Below are 23,722 nucleotides of genomic sequence, written 5' to 3' on the forward strand. Positions count from 1 at the left end.
TAAGACCTCTATATTGAGGGTTTCGTGTGGTTTTTTTACTAAAGATGCCTGTTTAAAAGTCATTACGTTCAGTTATATGTAATGAAATATTGTTTTTTTATTACAAATAGCTTGATGTTGTGCACTTGGTTGGTTAAAAAAGAACAATACTTCTGCCAATAGTTAAGGAATAGCTATGCAAATTGGTGTGCCAAAAGAAATTCTCGCGGGAGAAACGCGAGTCGCTGCGACGCCCAAGTCGGTTGAGCAGTTACTAAAATTGGGGTTTGATGTCTCAATAGAATCACAAGCGGGTCTGCTTGCGAGTTTTGACGATTCAGCTTATGAAGCCGCTGGAGCTACCATCACTTCTTCAAAGGAAGTATGGGAGTCGGATTTAGTGCTAAAAGTAAATGCGCCTACTGATGAGGAAATTACTTTCCTTAAAGATGGAGCGAGTTTAGTGAGCTTTATATGGCCGGCCCAGAATCCAGAGTTAATGGAAAAGCTTTCAAGTAAGAACATTAACGTGATGGCTATGGATTCGGTACCGCGAATCTCTCGTGCACAGGCTTTAGATGCATTAAGCTCCATGGCCAATATTGCTGGTTATAGAGCCGTCGTTGAAGCTGCACATGAATTTGGACGCTTCTTTACTGGTCAAATTACCGCTGCTGGTAAAGTGCCACCCGCTAAAGTGCTGGTAGCTGGGGCTGGAGTTGCTGGCTTAGCTGCGATAGGTGCTGCAGGCAGTCTTGGCGCAATCGTTCGTTCATTCGACGTGCGTCCAGAAGTAAAAGAGCAAGTAGAGTCGATGGGTGCAGAGTTCTTGGAAGTTGATTACCAAGAGAACTCGGGCTCAGGTGATGGCTACGCGAAAGAAATGTCAGATGAATTCAACAAAAAAGCAGCTGAACTCTACATGGAGCAAGCTAAAGATGTTGATATCATTATTACCACGGCATTGATTCCTGGTCGACCAGCTCCAAAGCTGGTAACAAAGGAAATGGTTGATGCAATGAAGCCTGGCAGCGTTATCGTTGATTTAGCTGCAGCGAATGGTGGTAACTGCGAATACACTGTTGCTGACCAAGTGGTAACAACAGAGAACGGTGTTAAAGTTATCGGTTATACAGACATGGTAGGCCGCCTTCCAACTCAATCTTCTCAGCTCTATGCGACTAACCTAATCAATCTTCTAAAACTTCTTTGTAAAGAGAAAGATGGCAATATTGACATCGATTTTGAAGACGTTGTACTTCGCGGTGTAACCGTAGTTAAAGAAGGTGAGGTCACATGGCCAGCACCGCCAATTCAAGTCTCTGCTCAACCAGCTCCGGCAAAAGTAGAAGTAGCTAAACCTGCGGAAAAAGTAGAAGAGCCAACGTCACCAGTGAAAAAGCTGCTGGGTCTTGCTGCTGCCGTTGGTGTATTTGGCTGGGTTGCTTCTGTTGCGCCGGCCGCGTTTTTATCTCACTTTACAGTCTTCGTATTGGCGTGTGTAGTAGGTTATTACGTGGTATGGAACGTCACACATGCACTTCATACACCACTCATGTCGGTAACTAACGCGATTTCAGGGATTATCGTTGTAGGTGCACTTCTTCAAATTGGACAAGGAAGTGGCGTTGTCACGTTTTTATCCTTTATCGCGGTATTAATAGCAAGCATCAACATTTTTGGTGGCTTTACCGTAACCAAGCGCATGCTTGAAATGTTCCGTAAAGATAAATAGGAGGCAACATGTCTGCAGGATTAGTACAAGCAGCATACATTGTTGCTGCATTATTTTTCATTATGAGTTTAGCGGGTCTGTCTAAACAGACCTCAGCACGTGCTGGTAACTATTACGGCATCGCTGGTATGGCAATCGCGTTAATTGCGACTATTTTCAGTCCTGATGCGCAAGGCTTCGGCTGGGTTATTGTAGCAATGGTAATCGGTGGGGCGATTGGTATTTTCTATGCACGTAAAGTAGAAATGACTGAAATGCCCGAGCTAGTAGCAATTCTTCACAGCTTCGTAGGTTTAGCGGCTGTTCTTGTTGGTTACAATAGTTATATTGATCCACCGGCAATCGCTAACGTTGAAATGCTTTCTGAAGCCGAAGTTCATGCTCATCATGTAATTCACATGGTAGAAGTCTTTTTAGGCGTGTTTATCGGTGCAGTAACCTTTACAGGTTCTATTGTAGCATTCGGTAAATTACGCGGGGTTATTTCATCATCTCCACTTAATATTCCGCACAAACACAAACTCAACCTTGCTGCGATTGTTGTCTCAACCTTGCTGATGATCTACTTCGTGAAAGCAGACGGCAGCATGTTTGCTCTAATTGTGATGACACTAATTGCTTTCGCATTCGGTTATCACTTGGTTGCCTCCATTGGTGGTGCGGATATGCCAGTAGTCGTTTCAATGCTTAACTCATATTCTGGTTGGGCAGCAGCGGCAGCTGGTTTCATGTTAGCAAACGACCTGCTCATCGTTACAGGTGCATTGGTCGGCTCGTCAGGTGCCATCCTTTCTTACATCATGTGTAAAGCGATGAACCGTTCGTTCGTTAGTGTTATTGCCGGCGGATTTGGTCAAGAAGTGGTTATTTCAAGCGATGAAGAGCAAGGTGAACATCGCGAGACATCGGCTGAAGATGTTGCCGATATGCTTAAAAATAGCAAGTCAGTTATTATTACTCCTGGATACGGTATGGCAGTGGCTCAGGCTCAGTATCCAGTGCATGAAATCACTGAAAAATTGCGTGCTCAAGGCGTGGAAGTGCGTTTTGGTATTCACCCCGTCGCGGGTCGTTTACCTGGTCACATGAACGTTCTATTGGCAGAAGCGAAAGTACCTTATGATATCGTTCTGGAAATGGACGAAATCAACGATGACTTTAGCGAAACTGACACGGTTCTAGTTATTGGTGCAAACGACACGGTTAACCCTGCGGCTCTTGAAGATCCAAATAGTCCTATTGCCGGTATGCCAGTTCTAGAGGTTTGGAACGCGCAAAATGTTATTGTATTTAAGCGCTCGATGAATACGGGTTATGCGGGTGTACAAAATCCACTGTTCTTTAAAGAGAACACCTCGATGCTCTTCGGTGATGCTAAAGAGAGTGTGGACGCTATTTCCAAGGCGCTTTAAAGCTCACTAAAAATGATTAAGCCAGCATATGCTGGCTTTTTTTGTGTCCGGTTATAACTACTATAACCAATAGAAACGCCGTTAGCTTGTAGTGTTTGTATTGATTTAAGCCTAATCACTCAGTGAGAACAACACTTCAATTAAGGGACTTCGATGCTAAAATCTTTTGTTTGCTTTACAATCTTTGCCGCGATTATGTCAGTTGGAATAGTGAACTATGCAAAGGACTCAAAATCTTATTATCTAGTTCATAAAAATCATCTCGCCGATATCACCTCGACGCTCGACAAACGACAAGAAGCCTGTACACAGTATTTTAGTTGTTCAACAACCTCTTACTCACAGCTAAAGTACCAAGCTTGTATAGATCCGGATCGTGGAACTGCAAAGAGCATCTTGCGTCAAAAACGCATAGCTGAACTGCGTTTAGCGAAGCTAAAAGGTCGAGTTGGAAAGATCTTGACGTCATAACACGGGCTACCTTTAAGTCAGCATGGTAAATAGAACCTCAAGTCGTGTTTTCCAATAATTGACAAAATAATTGCGTGCACTTGGCGCGAATCTTGCCGATAATATGTAAATTAGTGTTTTTATATTATTGACCAGACAAGATAATTCGTTTGAAGAAACTAGCGCGCCCTTTGCTTACCATTATATCTATTGTTCTTGCTCCTCTGGCTTTTGCTGAGTCGCTACCTGAACGTATAGATAATTTCGTCAGTTTTTTTGATTTCGAACAAGCGACCGCCTCATACGATGTAAGGGTTATTCAGGCTGATTACCCGACACAGCTTCTTACACCTATATCTATGCTTCCTCAAACAAGTAAATACCCCTTGAAAGAAGTACAACAACTCTATCGGTTGGCTGAAAAGTGCAGTGGCACGTTACCACTAAGCCCTTTAATCACAGAACCTTTAGTTTTTACTAGAGCAATGTGTGGTGGTCGTAAGTTATCGACGAAATGGTTTGCGCGCAGTGGACTGATTCATCCCGGTGGTGGTACTTACGCAGCTAGGTACATCACCAAATACCCAGATAAAAAACAAGAACTTCAAAAGTTTATGCACATCAAAGAAAGAGAACTGGCAGCACCAGGTTCTCTCTTGGGTAGGCTGCAAGTGATGGATGAGCAAACTGTTATATCCTTAATCCGAGGCTCCTCAATGTTCGTTGAAAACGAGGAACTGTGGTTGAGAAGAGGCGATATTTACTATTTATTCCCTTCGAACATTTGGATCTCGAAAGCAAAAGAGGCTGGCCTCAACTTTAAACTAGCTTCTCAAACCAATACGTGTTTCGTGCAAAGAGGGAACTTATGTTGGGAAGTCGAAGATCATTCTGATGTACTTCGTATCAGCATGATCAGCTTGATCATCGCTAACATACTGTTAGTAATTGGTTGGGCAATCTATCGCTGGAATACAAAACGTCAAGAGATGAAAAGCCGGATGTTAGTGTTACAAATTCTTACACACGAATTGAGAACACCCATCGCCAGTTTATCTCTGACAGTTGAAGGGTTCAGACGTGAATTTGAGCACTTACCAGAAACTGTATATGATGAGTTTAGAAGACTATGTGAAGATACACGTAGACTGCGTCAGTTAGCTGAGGCCAGTAAAGACTACCTACAATCTGATAACAAACCTTTATCGACAGAATGGCTACCATCTGTACAAGATTGGTTAAGTTTCAAAGCAGAGGAAGAATTTGAAGCTGACGTGAATTTGACTATTAATCAAGACGTAGCAGCTAAAATTAACATATATTGGTTAGGAACTTGTATTGATAACCTAATACGTAACGCGATTAAGTACGGCGTTGCACCAGTGAGTTTGAATGTTGTGACTTCTTCAAACTCTATCAAAATTGAAGTCATCGACAACGGACAATTAACTTCAAAGGACTGGCGTGAGCTTAGAAAGCCATTTGTAAGTAAGGCAGGCCTTGGGCTTGGTCTTACTATAGTAGAATCTATGGTTGGTCGAATGGGCGGTAAGATGTACCTAGTCGGGCCACCAACAACATTTATTTTGGAGATACCTTGTGAAACAGACACTGCTACTTGTTGAAGACGACAAGAATCTAGCTGACGGCCTTTTGGTGAGTTTAGAGTTGGCTGGTTATAACTGCCTTCACGCTGAATTCATCTCTCAGGTCGAGCAACACTGGGAAGAAGCAGACTTGGTAATTCTCGACCGACAACTTCCGGATGGTGACTCAGTAGAGCACCTTGCTGGTTGGAAGAAAATCAAAGATGTTCCAGTGATATTGCTCACTGCGTTAGTCACAGTAAAAGACAAAGTAACCGGCTTAGATGCAGGCGCAAATGATTATTTAACCAAACCTTTCGCGGAAGCTGAGCTTTTTGCTCGTATTCGTGCACAGCTTCGCGCACCAGAAGCTGACACTGAGGATGCAACTAAGGTTGTGACAGAGAGTTTGGTGATCGATAAAGCGACTCGTGAAGTGAACTATAAAGGTGAGCTGATTACGTTAACGCGTACAGAGTTTGATCTATTGCTTTTCCTAGCAAGTAACTTGGGACGTGTGTTTACTCGTGATGAACTGCTTGACCATGTTTGGGGTTACAATCACTTCCCAACAACACGAACTGTTGACACTCACGTGTTACAACTTAGACAGAAGCTTCCTGGGCTAGAGATCGAAACACTTCGTGGTGTTGGCTACAAAATGAAAGGCTAATGTCTAGAGCATCAAAATTTTTAGCGCTAGCAATCCTTACGGCATCAACGTCAGTTGGTGCCGATTGGTTTGAAAATAATACAACCATTACACAAGCGCATCGTCATTTACTTAATCGTGATTTGGAATCTATGTTCCAATCGCTAGTGGAAGAGTGGCAACAACAACCGACTAAGAGTATCAAGAACCACATAAATAGGTTGTTTTTACAATCTTTAGAAGTGGATTGCGGTAAAGGTTACTCCTCTCAACCTCTACCTGAATGGATTAATTCTGTGGTAGTAAGGCAACAATCTATTCAAAGCCCAGGAAGAGACACCTATTTATCCGCGATAGAAATTGAATCGAAACGAGTCATTTCAGAAATAAGCCTAAAAAAATGGGTTGATAGAAGAGTTTCTAACGACAGCGAATTCTACGTGAATCCAATTGGTGACGCCGTAACGGAAGAAGCAGCTTATGGGATCCGTTACAACTTAACATCGCCCTTAGATGTCGGTCTTTATAGACTTGACGTGCGCTTACTTGACGGCGAAACTTGGAGTCAGTGGTTGATCTTTACCGATCAGTCATTGAAACAGACTGTTCGTTGGTCAGCAAAAGATGAATGGCGTATCGAGAAAAATGCGCTTCTAAACCCTTATTGCCCGCTACCAAAACTCGAAGTTGGTTTATACGATTACATTGGTGGCAAATATACTCAAGTATGGGGCAAAGAGTACGAGTCTGATTATCCAACGAGTCTAGAGGCTAACAACATCACACCTGATCGATATGTGCTTGCAGTTTCAATGAAGCAAAGCCGTTGGCAAGGCCCAATACTTTTCGAGCGTTCTCAAATAATTAGTAAAACGTTCGACGTTTCCGCCGATGAATAACTCATAAGTAAGATTTCGCTCTGAAAACGCTAAAGAATCTCTAATCGACGCCGTTAATAAATGCACAAAGGATTAACGGCGTTATTTTTAGATGAAAACCCAATTAAAAACACTAGCAGCCCTTATTATTACTACTTCTATGTCGGCAGGCGCTTCGACGTTAGCAATCGATGCTCGTGGCGATGCGATGGGCGGAACGGGGGTTGTCTCTGCTTCTTATCTTACTGCTCCATTCTATAATCCAGCACTAGTTGCCATCTATCGACGAAACGATGATGCAGGAATGTTGTTACCTAGCTTAGGACTTAACTACAACGACGAAGACAAAATGTTGGATAAAGTTGATAACGTCGTAAATAACCCGAGTGCGGCAGCGCTTAATGAGCTGAATGGTACACAGGCCAAAGTCGATTTTGGTGGTGCTGTAGCATTTGGGCTTCCTAACCGTTTCATCGCGGCAAATATATTCGGCAAGGCATATGTGGAAAACGTAGCTACACCAGATATTGATCAAACAGGTAGTAATGATGCGGAAAAAGCGGCTAGATCGGCAGTAAAAACCGCTTCAGTAGCCGTTACCGAAATCGGAATATCCTTGGCCAAGTACCAAACTTTATTTGGTCAACATTTTTCATTCGGCGTTTCTCCGAAAATCCAAAGAACCTATACGTACGCTTCAGTAAGTTCATTAAATGATTTTAATTTAAACAACATAAGAGAAAACTCTCAGGGCGATACCGCATTTAACATTGACGCCGGAGCGTTATGGTTCCATGGTCCGTTTAGAGTAGGGTTTTCAGCCAAAAACATGTTGTCGCGAAATATTGAAACCGCGAACGGTTCTAAGAATATTGGGGGAAAAGACATACACTATGGCTACGAATACCAATTGTCGCCCCTATATACCGTTGGTGCAGGTTTTATCGCTGATTACTTTCAGTTTTCCGTAGACTACGACCTGAACACCGAAAAGAAATTCACTCAGTTCGATGATGACGTAAGAATGCTAAGAGCGGGTGTAGAAGTCGACTTAGCGCGACAAATTCAGTTAAGGGGAGGGTATATGAAGAACATGGCTCGAGATTCAGATGGAACAATTACAGCAGGTATCGGTTTACGTCCTCTAAATATTATTGAAATGGACATTGCTGCAAGTTACACATCACCTAAGGCTATGGCGGCTTCAATCAACTTTATTGCAACCTATTAGGTTTAATTCCCTTGCTAGTAAATCTAAATAGTCTATAGTCCTGTCATTAATTAACGTCCGTGTTATTGGGAGGACTTTATGTTTGACGATTTATCCCTTAGTCATGAAGAGCAGCAAGCTGCTGTAGAACGAATCCAAGAACTGATGAAGCAGGGGATTAGTACTGCTCAAGCGATCAAAATCATAGCTCAAGAGATCCGAGAAGAAAAATCGAAAGACAGTTCTGACGAACAAAGTTGATTTCTGTTATTCAAGTTTATCTATAAAGCCCTTTTAAAGGGCTTTTTTTGTGCCCAAATTCAATCCATTCGAATATCAAATACATACTACAGAATAGAGCTAAAACGCTCGTGATTCATGAGCGCTTGGTGATTGTAAATAACATATTCCATATATATCAATTATTTATAGAAGCATAATCTACTGTCAGCTTCATTTAAATATATGAGCTTGTAATAAAATTACTTAACCGTTCGAGCAGTGTATATGTTGCAGTGAATTATGCTGCTCAATGAAGGCAGGTGGTTAAAGAATAGTAAGTAGTCACGATCATAATTTGATCATTTTTAGGTGAGTGAGGCTTGTAACAATAAAGAGGCATGCCTTCGATTACAAAGACTGATAGGTGACTTTGATTAGTCAAAACCAAATAAAACATGACAGTGTCACGTTTATGATAATCTCTTAGTTAGCCAAATAAGATCACCAGAACTAAGACTAGAGTTGCGACTATTAGAAGCACACGCCATATCGGACGTGTGTTTTGAACATCTGAACCGTTGTGATGACACATACCCATAATAAAAATACTCGACTAATTGATTCCATTTGTTAACCATAAAGGTTGCTCCAAGGTTAAAGTCAACGATCCAAAAAGACTAAACTAGGACAACAACCAGTACGGTGCGTAACAAAACATAAATGTGGTTTCGTGTTAAAACGTTATTATGTAAGGAGAGAAGTTTAAGGTAGGTTATCTAGGTTCCTTCAAAGTGATGCTGCTTTTAGTTGGGAACATTAATAAAAAATATTTGCACATACGCCGTCTGGTGTTTTTGGATGCCACTTGAACTCTCCAACATTCAAGTGGCTTTTTTTATCGTCATTATGTTTCTATAACGTGAGGTTTCGTTTTTAAGAAAGGAACATGTTCCTAAGGATTTATACAAACTCGTTGTCAGGTCTTAGATAACTGAGTGTTAATTGAATCTCTAGAATCATAGAAGATAGTTTTTAGGTAGTTGTCAAAGGCCTTAATACGTCGTTGTATATACCTCATGATGAGTGCGCATTATCTATCTTATGTTAAATGCAAGATGCATGAGTTTAAAATCCTTACCTTGAACCGCTCTACTAACTTGTTTTAGTCCCGATTTAACCATAATCGATATTTACCATAAAATACCTAATAATCACATGAGTTAATCTACGTTTAACTCTGTGTCTATTAGGCTCAAAAAAGCCAGCATTATTATGCTGGCTTGTACGCTGTTGGATTAACCGCCCGCAAGTTTGACGGTATATCCTTTTTTCTCTAATGCGGCTTTTATTTTGTCTCTTGCATCACCTTGTATTTCGATGTTGCCGTCTTTGACAGAACCACCACAACCACAAACTTTTTTCAGTTCCGCTGCAATGAGTTTTAACGCAGCATCCTCTAAGTCCAAGCCAGTGACAATTGAAACACCTTTACCTTTGCGTCCTTTAGTCTGTTTTTGAATTCTAACGATACCATCGCCTTTTGGACGTTCCGGTTTTTGCTTTTCTTCTTTAATGCGTCCAGTTTCTGTTGAATATACAAGAGTCATGTTAGTTCTTAGTTTGTTCTGCTTTCTTCTTTGCGATTAGATAAGCTTCAATGTGTCGTTGAATTGCAAGCTTACCACCTTTGATAAGTTTACCATTAAACATACAGTACCAGGCATTATTTGCACCTGTATCATTCTTTATAGTAAACCCATGAAAATTTTCTTGTGTGCCAGCAGACCCGCTCGCGCGTTCAGTTGCAGCTTGCGTCAGCTGTGATGGATCTATGACAGACGCTGTATCACACCACCAATCAATGCTTTTTTTAACCGCAGGTAAAGAGCCTTGTAACTCTCTGTTTTTAATGGTCACTTTCCAAACTTGGTTTGTTGTACCAATGGATTTGAGGGTAAACCCACGATAACTCGCTAGAGCCATAAAGATCTATCTCTTATTGTGTACGTTGATGCTTTACATTGTGTTTCACATGGTATCAGTTATTCTAAACCAATCAATCGAGTTATAGTGCATTAGTATGAAAAAAGACATACCCAGAATCACAGAAACAAAACAAATTGATAGATACTTAGCGAAACTTAGAGGTTCTATAGATACAAGTACCTTTGATGAACTAACTTCCTATCGCTATTCTAAAAATTCCGTCATCGCGATGACCAAAGATTGGAATTTGTTCAATGACTTTTGTCTCAGTTCTCACTACCCATCGCTTCCAGCTTCCGTCGCCACTATAAAAGCGTTTATCGAGCGTGAACGACGAACAAGAAAGTATTCAACAATAAAACGTTACGTCGTAACGATATCACTAATCCACTATTTATTCGATTTTAAAGATCCTGTTAAATCGAGAGAAATTGGCTTAATTATTGAAAATATAAGAGTTTTAGGCATTGATTCTGTCTCAGAAACTCAAGCATTAACACAGGAACACCTCAAACAGTTGAGGTTAAAACTTGAACGTAGTCAATCTCCGAAAGATATTAGAGACTTGGCTATATATAGCGTGATGTTTGAATGCGCATTAAAACGGCGAGATTTACGTCAACTATCTCGAATGAATGTAAAGCTTAACGAATACGATGAGTGTCTTGTGGAGGTTGATAGCGCAGTTTACCAATTAAGCAATGAATCAAGCACCATTTTATTACGATGGCTCGAACTAACACCCTGCACTACTATATTTACCGGTATTGACCGACACGGCAACATTAAGGACAACGAACTGAATGATTCTTCGATTTTTCGAATCTTACGTCAGGCCAGCGACATACTAGAACTACCGTTTGAAGTTCAATTTTCTTCCCAATCGTGTCGTGTAGGTGCTGTTAAAAAGTTGGCTCAGGACGGTCTTAAAATAAAAGAAATTCAAGAATTTGGTCGATGGGCTAGCCCCGCTATGCCACTACAATATAGCGGCAAGCGGACACTATCCGAAAAGGAAAAAGCAAAGTTTAAAGACGACAATAACTATGATTAACGGAATGAAGATTCAATGCAGTCGGACAAAAACTCTGAGAACTCAAGACCAGAATGCTCAACCATCTTCGGAAACATAGAAATCGGTGTCATACCTGGAAAGGTGTTAACTTCGTTTAGGTAAATCTTGTTGTCTTCGGTCAAAAAGAAATCAATTCTTGATAGGTGTCTGAGCTTCATTTGCGTGAATACTTTGACTGCACTGGTATGAATAATGTTTAACTGCTCGTCTGTTAGGTCACTCGCTTCTACTGTTGTAGTTGAATGACTGTCTGAACTGTACTTTTCATCATAAGTATAAAACGCACCATCAGGAGCGATAATTTCACCAGGCTTGGTAATGTGCAATTTCCCTTTGTACTCGTAAGCCGCGACCTCCAGCTCTCTTGGTTTTACTGACTGCTCTATAACAACTTGATCCGAATAACCAAAAGCTGCATCAATACTGGCCTCCAACTGTTCGATTTCAGTTACACTGTAACATCCCACAGAAGACCCCTGCTTTGCGGCTTTTACAAATACTTTTCCCCATTTTTCAAAAGCTTGAGTAGCTCTCGCATGAGCTTCTTTATCGTTGTCGGTAAGGAATAGATAAGGTGTATTAGGTATGTCTAATGTGTCATACCACAACTTCGATGTGATTTTGTTAAAGCTATTGCTACTAGCTTCAGGACCACAGCCCAAATACGGAATACCTGCCATCTCAAAAAGAGATTGAATATCGCCGGTTTCACCAGGGAAACCGTGAATACAAGGAACAACGTAATCGATGTGCAGAGTTTGCTGATCATTAACAAGGGCTTTTTGATTAAGGTCTAAGACAACTAAATGACCATCACTGCACTTCCAGCCCTCTTGAGTTATTTCAACCCGCGTAACATTGAATCTAGGATTGAGTTTGAGTTGGCTTTCAAGAAAGTTTGCTGAAACGAGAGACACCTCGTGCTCAGCAGAGCCACCACCACATAGAAGAAGAATATTGAGTTCTGACATCTTAAGCTTGTCCTTAAATTGCTTTCACTAAATGATAAACGATCGAGAAACAACATTCAGTTCTAAATCTGTTAAATCTGCCACCATAGTTACTGTCTGCACATAATACATACAAAAACGCGCTCAATTTTGGATTGAACGCGTTATAACAGTATGAGTATCAATTAGTTCAGCTTGCTCAATGTCGGATATTCCGACTTCTTGATTTGGTCGATGCTACGTACGAACGGCTTAAGGTTTTTAAACTCATTTGGCAGTGTCGCGATAGCTTCCTTCGCTTGTTGCTTCGTTGCATAGTCACCGAAGAGGATTGAATACCATTTCGTTCCGTTTACTACCTTGTAGTTTTGCCAAATTGGCTGGCCGTTCTTTGGTAGTTTATCCGAAAAAGTTGCAACTTTGGCTTGGCTGCCAACGGCAACTACTTGAATTGTGTAGCCAAAACGGAAATCTTGCTCAGCTTGTTTTTTTGATGGTGGTACGATTTTTACTACATCATTTTTAGCAGGCTGTGTTTGGGTCGTTGTCGTGGTAGTTGCAGGCACTTTTTGCTCTTGCACGGGGGCTTTTGCCGCTGGCTCTTTCTTAACATCTTCTGTTTGTGTAGCCGCTACAGCAACAGGAGCAACTGTCGTTGTTTCTACGGGTGCGTAATCCTCGCGATAACTTTCAGATTTCACCTCGGTTGTATACTCACTAGAAGAACACGCTGCTAATAATGAAACTAAACTTAAAATAACGACTTTTTTCATTTTATTACTGCCTGAGTTAATAATTCCCTAAATCATGCAGACAGAACTCTCTTGAATCAAAGATTCACAGCACCTGTCCTTTCTTCCTGTGACATGTTACACAATAATTGAGGTACAGCAATATGTTATGTCTAATTTTAGGAGCCAACAGTGTCTAAGTGATGCCTTCCTAGACTACTATAGTTACGTCTCATAAGGATCATTTGTAGGTCACTGTCGTCTTTTACTGTTGTAGAGGTAAACCATGTCGTTAGACACTCTTTTCAAGCCATCTTCTATTGCTGTTATCGGCGCATCGATAAAGCCTCATCGAGCAGGTAGCGTAGTGATTAAAAACCTTCTCTTGGGAGGTTATCAAGGTACGATTTTGCCCGTTCATCCTCGATATAAATCTGTTAACGGCATACTCTGCTATCGCGCAGTGAGTGAACTTCCGCTAAAACCAGACGTAGCTATCTTGTGCACTAAAGGCGAGCGAAACGTAGATTTATTCAATGATCTTGCGATTTCTGGCGTTAAAACCGTTATCGTAATGGCATCAGATATGAGTCGTCCGTTTGATGATGCGACAACGATAGAACAAAAATGCCTTCAGATAGCGCAGCAGTCTGGAATGCGTATATTAGGTCCAAATAGCCTCGGCATCCTTTTACCTTGGCAAAACTTCAATGCCTCATTTTCTCCTGTTAACTGTAAGCCAGGTAAACTAGCGTTCATATCTCAATCATCAGCGGTTTGTACTACTATACTTGACTGGGCCAATGATAAGAGCATAGGTTTTTCAGCGTTCTTATCCATTGGTTCTGGATTGGATGTGGATTTCGATGAGCTACTTGATTACCTAGCTCGAGACAGTAAGACCGAATCCATTCTTTTGTATGTAGACTCTATTCGCGATGCTCGCCGTTTTATGTCGGCAGCGCGTGCGGCATCGCGTAACCGTCGGATTCTGGTCTTAAAGGCAGGTAGAAACAATCTGACTAATTTAGTCAAAGGCAATGAATCCAACTCATTTGATATCGTTTACGACTCGGCGATTCAGCGCGCCGGTATGCTTAGGGTAAATAACACACACGAACTATTCGCAGCAGTAGAAACGTTAACACATTCCGTCCCACTCCGTGGAGAAAGACTGGCTGTAATAACCAACGGAATTGGCCCAGCAAACATGGCTTTGGATACGTTAACCGATCGAGGCGGCAGTATCGCCCAACTTTCTGATGACACAATATCTAGACTGTCTAAGGTTCTACCTGATACTTGGTCCAATGGGAACCCTATCGACCTTGTCGGTGATGCAACCGCGAAAAGGTACTGTGACGCACTGAGCATAGTCTTAGACAGTGATGATGTGGATGCTATTCTAATCATGCATAGCCCATCTGCCACAGCAGATTCGCAGCAAACGGCTGCGGAGCTCATTGAAACGATCCAAAAACACCCCAAATCTAAACGATTTAATTTTTTAACGAACTGGTCTGGAGAAGCGACAGCTAAAGACGCCCGCCTTCTATTTACCAATCATGGTATACCGACATACAGAACGCCTGAGAGCGCAGTCACGGCCTTCATGCATTTGGTCGAATACCGACGAAATCAATGGCAGTTAATGGAAACACCAACAACGACAGATTCGTATACCACAGAGCAGCTTTCTAAAGCTCACGAATGGCTTGCATCCCATGTTGAATCCATATCCGAAGATAAAGAATTCACGCAACTCGAATCTCATATCTGCGAACAACTATTTGATTTATTTGAGCTTCCTACTCTTCCCACTTGGTTGGCTCATGACCCAACAGAGGCGATACATCTAGCAGAAAATATAGGTTACCCTGTCACAGTAAAGCTTCGTTCTCCTGATATTGCTCACAAGTCTGATATACATGGCGTCATGTTAAACTTGAGAGATGCCAATGAAGTCAGTAGCGCGGCACAGTCAATACTCGACCGCACCAAGCTTTCCTATCCCGAAGCAAGGATTGAAGGATTGACGGTACAACAAATGGCTAAGATTGCAGGTGGTCAAGAGATTCGCGTCAAAGTGATCACTGATGCTACGTTCGGGCCAGCAATCTTTCTAGGCCAAGGTGGTTCAGACTGGAAAATTGAAAAAGAGGCGGTCACCGCATTGCCACCAGTCAATATGGCTCTAGCTCGTTACTTAATTATTAATGCAATTAACAAAGGAACGTTAAGATTCCAGCAATCTCCTAATCCGGTAAATCTTGGAAACTTAGCGCAATTTTTGGTGAAAATTTCACAAATCATTGTTGCTTGCCCTGAGATACACGAATTAGATATCCACCCACTCCTTTTGAATGGTGATGACATCACTATATTAGATGCTTCAGTGGTAATAAAAGGCTACGAAGGAGAACCTCAAGCTCGGCTTGCAATCAGGCCGTATCCTACCGAGATGGAGGAGCTCATAACTTTGAAAGATGGCTCAAAAATTTCGTTGCGCCCTATTCGACCTGAGGATGAACCCTTTCATGCAGATTTCATTAATAACGTCACCAAAGAAGACCTTTATAAGCGTTTTTTCTCAGATGTCGGTGAGTTTAACCATGAGGCGTTAGCAAACTTAACTCAAATCGATTACGACCGTGAAATGGCATTTGTTGCTGTCGACCTTAGTTACGCTAATCCACACATCATAGGAGTCTCTCGAGTTTTAGTTACCCCCGATAATTCTGACGCCGAGTTCGCCATCTTGATACGTTCTGATTTGAAAGGCAAAGGGCTTGGGCGTGTATTAATGAATAAAATTATTGATTATTGTAAAAGTAAGAACACCAGACAGATCTCTGGAATGACCATGCCAACAAACCGTGGGATGCTAACGCTAGCTCAAAAACTGGGTTTTGAGCTAGACGTACAATTCGAAGATGGTGTGGCAGATATGGTTTTAGTACTAAATCGATAATTTGAGCAATTATTGTAGATCCCAAGTGTTGGCTAAATGACGTATACACCAAGACTTGGCCTCTCCAATATTGTTTCTTTTCCAAGCCATAACGATATCTATGGTCGCTTCATCGGTGTCTTTGATTCGTTTGAGCTTACCTTCTTTGATCAAGGTTTCAGCTATTTGTGTTGGTAAGGTCCCAATCCCAAGCCCTTTTACCAATGCATCTATTTTAGTCACTAAGTTTGATACGGTAAGACGAGGTTGCTTCTCTAGAATATTTACACTTAATGCAGGTTGCTCTCTCGCAGTATCAGCGATAGCAATGACTCGATATTTTTCTCGAGCACTACTGTCAAAAACACCACTGCGTTTATGTACATAATGATCAGATGCAGCGACCCAAGTCATTGACATAGGGCCGAGTATTTGTGTTTTCACCCCTTGAGGCACAACTTCAGGTTGAGGACACACCAACAAAGCGCAACGGTCTTCATTTAATGACTCCCAACAGCCAGCTAATACCTCTTCCTCTAGTTTGATTCTGGTTTTGCTCACCATGCCAAGTTTATCAACTAAATCAAAAAAATTGCCAACAGGAATAATGCTGTCGTATGCAATCGTAAGGTCAAGCTCCCAACCATTTGCAAGCAAACGAGCCTCATTGACCATATTCTCTGTAGCTTGGAGTATGACTCGTCCTCTCTCTAGAATCAGCTTTCCTGCATCCGTTAAAGATGCTTTGTGGCCCGAACGGTCAAAGATCATAATATCCAAATCTTGCTCAAGTTTTTGAATCTGATAGCTCAGGGATGACGTTGCTTTATCGAGTTCTGATGCAGCTGCAGCAAACGACCCTCTTCTTTCTATAGCGTCAAGAATATGAAGGGCTTCTAGTGTTATGGGGTTATGCACTTAACTTCCTTATCAATGAAACAGATAAATATATAATACAACCTAGCGCGAATAAAAAAAGCGACTTCATTTAGAAGCCGCTTTTCTACGTTATAGCATTTTAAAATCTGAGCATATTAAAATGTATATTGAGCATTTAAGCGAACAGAACGACCTGGTTGATATACTTGCGTCCATGCTGTTCTGTAATTTTCATCAAAGGCATTAATTAAAGATAAATCAACCTTTAGCCCTTCGAGGTTGCTTGTAGGTTCCCAAGATGCATAAAAGTCAACAAGTTGGTAAGAGTCAAATGGCCCCTCGGTGTAGCCTGTTGGAACTCGATCCTGTGCACTTACGAAAGTAGCCCTAGTACCGATTTTGGTGTCGATATTCCAAAAACCATATTGTAAATGTGCAACCCATTTATCCGCCGGAATGTTAGTAATCCATTCATCAGTATCGGTATCTTTACCACGAGTTTGACCATAAGATAAACCGACCAATAGTTGCTGCCAACGATAGTCCGCTGCTACTTCATAACCGGTAAGTTCTGCGTTATCGATATTGCTCGATCTACTTGTACCTGCACACCCCTCAAGCGAACCACCAATACCACACGAGCTAGAAGGTGTCATGTCTACATCTAAGTTGATAAAGTCTTTAACTTTGTTTTGGAATGCAGCTGCTGTTATGTCTAAAGAGTCATCAGCAAATACATTTTCAAAGTTAAATTGTCCCTTAAGCTCGATGTTGTGAGATTTCTCTGGGTTCAGTTCTGGGTTTGGAACAAAGATGTTGCTAGGACCACCAGGTCCAAAGGCAAAGTGTGTTCCACTCATATAAAGCTCTGATGTATCAGGCGCTCGGAACGCTTCGTCATATCTAATCGACCAAGCCATCCACTGCTTAGCTTGCCACAACAAACCTACAGATGGTGACCATGCCGACTGGTTATTATCGTCATAGCCTTGAGCTTTAGATGTGAAAGAATCGTATCTGACGCCCAAGTCAGCGACTAATGATTCCACAATTTGGTAATTGATGTAGCCAAACGCTCCAATTACTGAAGTTTGTGCATCTTTAGGTAATTCAGGTCTTCCCGAAACTGATGCTGCTCGTGTTGCATCTAGCTCATCTAAATAACCATCGACACCGGTAAATAACTTCAATTTCCCTGATTCAGATTGGTTCGTTAGATTGAACCCTGTGGTGTTTACTTGAGATATATCTTCACCAGCTATAGAGGGGTCGTTTTCGGTGATCTTAGTATCATTTCTATATAGGGAGGCTTCTAGGTTAACCCAAGGATTATTAGGGTTAAATGCGTAGTTGACGCCATAGGATTGATCTTTAGTGCGGCGACTAATCAAGCCATCAGGATCATTAAGTTGGCCACTAGAGTCACCTACTACAGGTGGGCGACCATCTAAATCAGCATAACGGAGGTTAAATCCAAGTTTGTGTGCTTCGTTGATTTGCCAGTTAAACTTAGCAAGGCCCGTTTTGTTAGTAGCCTCAGTACCGTAAAGTGTAGAACCATCACCTTGTTTCATGTAACCACTGTCTTTGTAGCTACCAGCGAGAATCCAATCAATGTTGTCGTTTTTGTTGGCTAAAGCCGCGGTATTTGTCCAAACATCACCATTGTCTTGGTAACCAACTTTTACGCGACCACCTAAACCGTTTTCTTCAACGATATCGTCAGCGCTCAGGGTATTCTGTACTACTACGCCACCTATAGCACCAGACCCGTATAACGAACTGATTGGGCCTTTTACAACTTCAACACTACCTAAAAGAGATGGATCTAAAAAGTAAGTAGGTCGATGGCCGTACTGCATGTTTTGACGGTTGCCATCAATTACTTGCAAGACTTTGTTGCCACTCAACCCTCGGATATTGATAGATTGATTACCAGGTACATTTGCACCTACTACGGACACGTTAGGTTCATACTTTATAGCTTCGGCGACGGAATTAGGTTGGATTTCATCGAGTTTTTCTAAGTCCACTTTAGCTACAGAACGCGTTTTGTCTTGATCAGTTTTCTCAGCACGAGAGCCTGTCACAACGACCTCATTCAATGAGGAAACATCATTCTCCGCGAAAGCGTTTGAAGAAAGTGCTAGCACCACTGAGCTAGCGATAATCGACAGTTTAAGTTTCATAGTTCCTTCTTTATATCTGTTCGAATCACATCAAGGACGTTGATTATTACAAATATAAATACGAATTACTATCATTTCCACTTGCGTTAGTGACAATTATTTTCATCTTTACATTGATTTACACTACAGTGTGCATTCTGTTTTATATGGGATTTTAGGCACAAAAAAAGGAAGGTAAACCTTCCTTTTTTAGATAACTTTGAATGATATCTTTAAGCCAACGATGACTTCATTACTTTAGGTGTAGGCGTAATGCTATCTCTATAGCTAAACCACAGATAACTTACTGCAATAATGTAGAACAGATATGAAAGCGCAAAAACAATAGGCGATGTGATCAGATCGTTTGAGATACTGAGGCCAACACCAACTACAGTAACGGTCAATTTGGCCATCGTGCCTAACAACAACAAGCCCATTGCAAATTGAGGGAATCGAGTACTTGCAAAAGCAATCATGTAACATGCGCCTACTGCTAGTGATGCAATAGATAAGCCTAAAAGGTATGAGTGAAGGTGATCAGCTGCCGCATAACCTGCTCCAAGTGAAACACCAAGCAACATTAAAATCTTAGTCATGAACATAAGTTACCTCAACAAAATAGAAAAATAGTGTTTGAAATATCCATTTTTCAAATATGCAAACTCATTTTACATGTATTGTCTGTGTTATTTTATCGAAATTCAAGCACGTTTTTTACGCAATTTACCAGTTTAAATCGACACCATTTTTGTTGTAACAAGTAGCTAACATAACTTACCTTTGCTCTCCTTTGTTTACAGTATGTTACGTATTTTACCTACGTTAACTGCAACTGAATTAACAAATAAATTACATACAAGAGAATTCGGATTAATTTAGATTTCTGTGAACAGCACCGGAAATACTTTCGATGAAACAAAATATTAACCTGAAAGCGTAACTTATTTTACATGAGTGAGTTTATTTGAACTAATTCAAAGAAATCGATTCCAATCACAGTTTTATTGGTTATAATCCGCGCTCATTTGCGACATATGTTGATAAACGCAAACTTAATTTGAATTTTTAACCCCCGAACGTTGTTCGAAATATCAGAGAACCAAAATGAGCAAGATTGATAAAGCTATGCGAATCCTAATTGCTGGATTCTGTATCAACCTTTGTCTTGGCATCCTATATGCTTGGAGTGTCTTCAATAAAGCGTTAGTTAGCGAATGGGGCTGGAGTGCCGCTGATGCATCCTCACCTTATGCTATTGCAACCATCACCTTCTCTATCTGTCTTTTAGTTGCGGGTATTCTTCAAGACCGTATGGGTCCACGTAACATTCTAATTTTAGGTGCAGCACTAACTGGCTTAGGCATGATCGCGTCAAGCTTTGCTCAATCAGTTTTAATGCTAAATATTACCTTTGGTGTTATCACTGGCGCAGGTATCGGTTTTGGCTACGCTTGTCTTTCTCCATCTGCGATGAAGTGGTTCCACCCTTCCAAAAAAGGTATGGTTAATGGCTTAATCGCCGCTGGGTTCGGTTTAGCTGCGGTTTACCTGGCACCTTTGACTTCATCTCTGATTGGACAAATGGGGATCAGTTCTGCGTTTATGGTTCTAGGTGTTGGTGTCTTAATCATTGCGGTTCCACTTGCTGCTACTATCAATAACCCACCAGCAGGTTACATTCCTGAAGAACCAAAAGTAAAAGCAGGCAAAGCACCAGTTCAGGTGAAAAAGGCGACCGATATTGGTTGGAAAGCGATGCTTAAAACACCTCAATTTTACTCGCTTTGGATCATGTATGCATTTGCAGCGGCAGCCGGTTTGATGATCATTGGTAACATCACAAATATCGCGAGTGTTCAAGCTAACTTACCAAATGCTGTTTACCTAGCTTCATTACTGGCTATTTTCAACTCTGGTGGTCGTATTGCAGCGGGTATCCTATCGGATAAAATTGGTGGCGTTCGTACGCTGATGCTTGCGTTTATCTTACAAGGCGTAAACATGGTGATGTTTTCGACTTTCACTAGCGAATTCATGCTAATTATCGGTACCGCTGTTGCTGCAGTTGGTTACGGTACGCTTCTAGCTGTATTCCCTTCTCTAACTGCGGAATATTACGGTCTTAAGAACTACGGTACTAATTACGGCGTACTTTACACCTCTTGGGGTATTGGCGGTGCAATCGGTGCAGCAATCGTTGGTTACTCAATGACTCACGGCGGCGGTTATAACCTGGCCTACACAATTTCAGCTGCAATGATGGGCGTTTGTGTGGTTCTGTCTTTCATCACTAAACCAATTTCAGAGCAAAAAGCGGCGCAACTTTCAGCGGCTTAACAGCTCTATCTAATATTGTTTCATCAAGGCTCAACGTTCCGTTGAGCCTTTTTTTTGTTAAACGTTGGAAAAATATTGATTTATTAACAAAAATTAGCACTATGCATAACAAGGAATTTGAACGCAATTTGCGTAGCATTGAGAGCTAATGATGAAAACGAAAAGTATTGTCCTTTATTTACTTGTACTGGTGTTTTCTGGTTGCGCCACTTACGCCGGCTTAAACTATGACCAGCTATTTGGGAAACCAGAAGTCCGAGAAAGAACTGTTACCCCAACCTCGCCCACTGCGGATTACTTTCTTACTGAAGTAAAACCAATCATCGATAACCGCTGTGTTGTATGTCATGCATGCTATGACGCACCTTGTCAGCTAAAATTATCCTCTGTTGATGGAATCGACCGAGGTGCTAGTAAAGAAATGGTATATCAAGGTACTCGCTTAACGGCATCTCAACCAACGCGATTGTTTGAAGACGCACAAAATACCTCTGAGTGGCGAGAACTCGGTTTCTTTCCTGTTTTGAACGAACGTCAGCAAACATTAGCTGGTAACTTGGACGCTGGACTGGTCTCTCGAATGATCACTCAAAAAGCCAGACATCCTCTTCCAGAAACGGCACAACTTGAAGGTTTTGATTTCTCTATTGATCGCACTCAAGTTTGCCCGACCATTGAAGAATATGACGCTTATGAATCAGATTATCCGCTCTGGGGAATGCCTTTTGGCATGCCTAATTTGGAACCATCGGAGTATCAAACGCTGATTGCTTGGTTGAGTGCGGGAGCAAAAATGAACGCGCCTATTCCGCTGAATGCAGAAGAACAAATGATGGTCGACAAGTATGAAGTATTATTAAACAAAAGTGCTCGCAAAAACCAACTTGCCGCTCGCTATATATATGAACATTTGTATTTGTCTCACTTGTATTTTTCAGAGATTGAGTCTCAACATCGATTTTTCACCATTGTTCGTTCATCAACTCCTCCAGGAGAACCATTAAAACGTATCGTCACCAGAAGGCCTTATGACGCACCGGGCGTGGACCGTGTCTACTATCGTCTTGTTCCCGTTCGAAGCACCATTGTTGATAAAACCCATATGCCGTTTGCACTTAACGATCAGAAATTGGAACAATGGTATGAATGGTTTATTGAACCGGATTATGTCGTTCAGGCCTTGCCAAGCTACGACATCAATATAGCAGCTAACCCTATGACGGCCTTCAAGGACATACCTGTGAAAGCGCGTTTTAGCTTTATGTTAGACAACGCACAAAACACTATTATGGCGTATATCAAAGGGCCTGTTTGTCGCGGACAGCTAGCGCTTAATGTAATTAACGATCGTTTCTGGGTGTTCTTTTTAGATCCAGAGAAATCCGATATACCTGCGGTAAGCCAATTTTATCAAGATCAAGCTGACAACTTAAAGCTCCCTAGTGAGCTAGAAAGCAATACCGTCCCAATCACTAACTGGGTCAAGTATTCGAATCAACAGGCTCGATACCTTGAGGCTAAATCTGAGTTTATGAACACGTGGTTTAAGGGCGGAAAGCATCTGACAACTGATGTACTTTGGACCGGGGATGGCGAGAACCCAAATGCTGCGCTAACCGTCTTTAGGCATTTCGACAGTGCATCGGTTGTTCAAGGCCTAGTTGGTACTAAACCCAAAACGGCATGGATCTTAGACTATGCGCTGCTTGAGCGTATTCATTACCTACTCGTCGCAGGCTTTGATGTTTATGGGAACTTTGGCCATCAACTTATCACTCGTATGTTTATGGACTTCTTGCGTATGGAAGGAGAAAGTAACTTTTTGGCTCTGTTACCAAATACAGTTAGACATGAAGAGTTCAGTAGTTGGTATCAAGACCAAAGTCCGCAATTTAGTGCTTTCTTACAACGAAACATCAAACCATTTAGTCAACCGACTCAAGAGCTTTACTTAACCACAGATTACAAATCTGAGCTATTTGACAAGATTGAAGCCAAACTTGAGCCAGTGCTGCATGACCGATTTAAAATCGTCAACACAGGTCTTTCTGCAGAAAATGAAGCCTTGCTTCAGCAGATCGATAGCATCACAGGTGAAGGACTTAAATCCGTACCACAGATCATTATGGTTATGATAGAAACCGAGTCAGGTAATGAACAGTTATTTACGCTACTGCACAATAATGCTCACATTAATATTTCGAGCTTATTTTCAGAAGAAGCCAACCGCGATTACAAGAATGACAGTCTCACATTTGTGCGTGGAGTGATCGGCAGCTACCCTGCTGCGTACCTAACTCTCAAAGAGCGCGAAATCAGAAATTTCGTTAACGAACTTAAAAATATTCAGGATGAACAGAGTTACATAAAACTGCTAGACAATTATGCAGTTAGACGTAGTAGCAATGAATTCTGGGGTTTTAGCGACCGCGTTCATGAGTTTTACCAACGCACCCAGCCTATCGAATTTGGTCTTTTGGACTATAATCGATTTGAGAACAGATAGGTGCTCTCCGGAA

Annotated in this window: 18 protein-coding genes; 11 read left to right on the forward strand and 7 right to left on the reverse strand. The window is 41.5% G+C overall.

The window, feature by feature from the left end; translation table 11 throughout:
• Positions 1-175: 175 nt before the first annotated feature.
• From pntA to JKJ11_RS19010, 7 genes are all read left to right on the forward strand, one after another.
• Positions 176-1,714, forward strand: coding sequence for a Re/Si-specific NAD(P)(+) transhydrogenase subunit alpha (gene pntA, locus JKJ11_RS18980; RefSeq protein WP_252039773.1), 1,539 nt, complete (start codon positions 176-178; stop codon positions 1,712-1,714).
• A gap of 8 nt (positions 1,715-1,722) precedes the next feature.
• Complete coding sequence (gene pntB, locus JKJ11_RS18985; protein ID WP_006072736.1) at positions 1,723-3,126, forward strand: Re/Si-specific NAD(P)(+) transhydrogenase subunit beta; 1,404 nt, start codon at positions 1,723-1,725, stop codon at positions 3,124-3,126.
• A 620-nt stretch (positions 3,127-3,746) separates the two neighbouring features.
• Positions 3,747-5,201: a sensor histidine kinase VxrA gene (vxrA, locus tag JKJ11_RS18990; RefSeq protein WP_006072731.1), complete on the forward strand. Its 1,455-nt coding sequence runs from the start codon at positions 3,747-3,749 to the stop codon at positions 5,199-5,201.
• Positions 5,176-5,835, forward strand: coding sequence for a response regulator transcription factor VxrB (gene vxrB, locus JKJ11_RS18995; RefSeq protein WP_006072729.1), 660 nt, complete (start codon positions 5,176-5,178; stop codon positions 5,833-5,835). The genes vxrA and vxrB overlap by 26 nt, the downstream gene beginning before the upstream one ends.
• Positions 5,835-6,713, forward strand: coding sequence for a DUF2861 family protein (locus JKJ11_RS19000; protein ID WP_031493195.1), 879 nt, complete (start codon positions 5,835-5,837; stop codon positions 6,711-6,713). The genes vxrB and JKJ11_RS19000 overlap by 1 nt, the downstream gene beginning before the upstream one ends.
• A gap of 91 nt (positions 6,714-6,804) precedes the next feature.
• The gene (locus JKJ11_RS19005) at positions 6,805-7,923 is read left to right on the forward strand and encodes a conjugal transfer protein TraF (protein ID WP_252039774.1); all 1,119 of its coding nucleotides are present in this window, start codon (positions 6,805-6,807) and stop codon (positions 7,921-7,923) included.
• 78 nt (positions 7,924-8,001) lie between these two features.
• Positions 8,002-8,163: a YoaH family protein gene (locus tag JKJ11_RS19010; protein ID WP_006075648.1), complete on the forward strand. Its 162-nt coding sequence runs from the start codon at positions 8,002-8,004 to the stop codon at positions 8,161-8,163.
• A 1,256-nt stretch (positions 8,164-9,419) separates the two neighbouring features.
• Here the strand turns inward: JKJ11_RS19010 and yciH are convergent.
• On the reverse strand, positions 9,420-9,731 hold the full coding sequence (gene yciH, locus JKJ11_RS19015; RefSeq protein ID WP_038226864.1) for a stress response translation initiation inhibitor YciH: 312 nt from the start codon (positions 9,729-9,731) through the stop codon (positions 9,420-9,422).
• A 1-nt stretch (position 9,732) separates the two neighbouring features.
• Positions 9,733-10,107: a DUF3319 domain-containing protein gene (locus tag JKJ11_RS19020; protein WP_252039776.1), complete on the reverse strand. Its 375-nt coding sequence runs from the start codon at positions 10,105-10,107 to the stop codon at positions 9,733-9,735.
• Positions 10,108-10,204: 97 nt separating this feature from the next.
• Between JKJ11_RS19020 and JKJ11_RS19025 the strand changes: the two genes are divergently transcribed.
• Positions 10,205-11,164: a site-specific integrase gene (locus tag JKJ11_RS19025; RefSeq protein WP_252039777.1), complete on the forward strand. Its 960-nt coding sequence runs from the start codon at positions 10,205-10,207 to the stop codon at positions 11,162-11,164.
• Here the strand turns inward: JKJ11_RS19025 and JKJ11_RS19030 are convergent.
• Both JKJ11_RS19030 and JKJ11_RS19035 read right to left on the reverse strand, forming a co-directional pair.
• Positions 11,161-12,156, reverse strand: coding sequence for a D-alanine--D-alanine ligase (locus JKJ11_RS19030; protein WP_236110423.1), 996 nt, complete (start codon positions 12,154-12,156; stop codon positions 11,161-11,163). The two genes, JKJ11_RS19025 and JKJ11_RS19030, sit on opposite strands and share 4 nt — an antisense overlap.
• 164 nt (positions 12,157-12,320) lie before the next feature.
• Positions 12,321-12,908 (reverse strand): SPOR domain-containing protein, encoded by a 588-nt coding sequence (locus JKJ11_RS19035; protein WP_252039778.1) that lies wholly within the window; start codon positions 12,906-12,908, stop codon positions 12,321-12,323.
• Positions 12,909-13,152: 244 nt separating this feature from the next.
• Here JKJ11_RS19035 and JKJ11_RS19040 point away from each other — a divergent pair, with 244 nt between their 5' ends.
• A complete protein-coding gene (locus JKJ11_RS19040; protein ID WP_252039779.1) occupies positions 13,153-15,837 on the forward strand; it encodes a bifunctional acetate--CoA ligase family protein/GNAT family N-acetyltransferase in 2,685 nt (894 codons plus the stop codon).
• A gap of 9 nt (positions 15,838-15,846) precedes the next feature.
• Here JKJ11_RS19040 and JKJ11_RS19045 read toward each other — a convergent pair whose 3' ends face one another.
• From JKJ11_RS19045 to JKJ11_RS19055, 3 genes are all read right to left on the reverse strand, one after another.
• A complete protein-coding gene (locus tag JKJ11_RS19045) occupies positions 15,847-16,734 on the reverse strand; it encodes a LysR family transcriptional regulator (RefSeq protein WP_252039780.1) in 888 nt (295 codons plus the stop codon).
• A gap of 116 nt (positions 16,735-16,850) precedes the next feature.
• Complete coding sequence (locus JKJ11_RS19050; RefSeq protein WP_006074907.1) at positions 16,851-18,884, reverse strand: TonB-dependent hemoglobin/transferrin/lactoferrin family receptor; 2,034 nt, start codon at positions 18,882-18,884, stop codon at positions 16,851-16,853.
• Between the two features lie 212 nt (positions 18,885-19,096).
• Positions 19,097-19,462: a hypothetical protein gene (locus JKJ11_RS19055; RefSeq protein WP_006074906.1), complete on the reverse strand. Its 366-nt coding sequence runs from the start codon at positions 19,460-19,462 to the stop codon at positions 19,097-19,099.
• A 508-nt stretch (positions 19,463-19,970) separates the two neighbouring features.
• Between JKJ11_RS19055 and JKJ11_RS19060 the strand changes: the two genes are divergently transcribed.
• Complete coding sequence (locus JKJ11_RS19060) at positions 19,971-21,203, forward strand: L-lactate MFS transporter (protein ID WP_252039782.1); 1,233 nt, start codon at positions 19,971-19,973, stop codon at positions 21,201-21,203.
• 151 nt (positions 21,204-21,354) lie between these two features.
• On the forward strand, positions 21,355-23,709 hold the full coding sequence (locus JKJ11_RS19065; protein WP_240205829.1) for a fatty acid cis/trans isomerase: 2,355 nt from the start codon (positions 21,355-21,357) through the stop codon (positions 23,707-23,709).
• The last annotated feature ends 13 nt before the right edge of the window (positions 23,710-23,722 follow it).

The sequence above is a fragment of the Vibrio sp. SCSIO 43133 genome, assembly GCF_023716845.1.
Lineage (GTDB): Bacteria > Pseudomonadota > Gammaproteobacteria > Enterobacterales > Vibrionaceae > Vibrio > Vibrio mediterranei.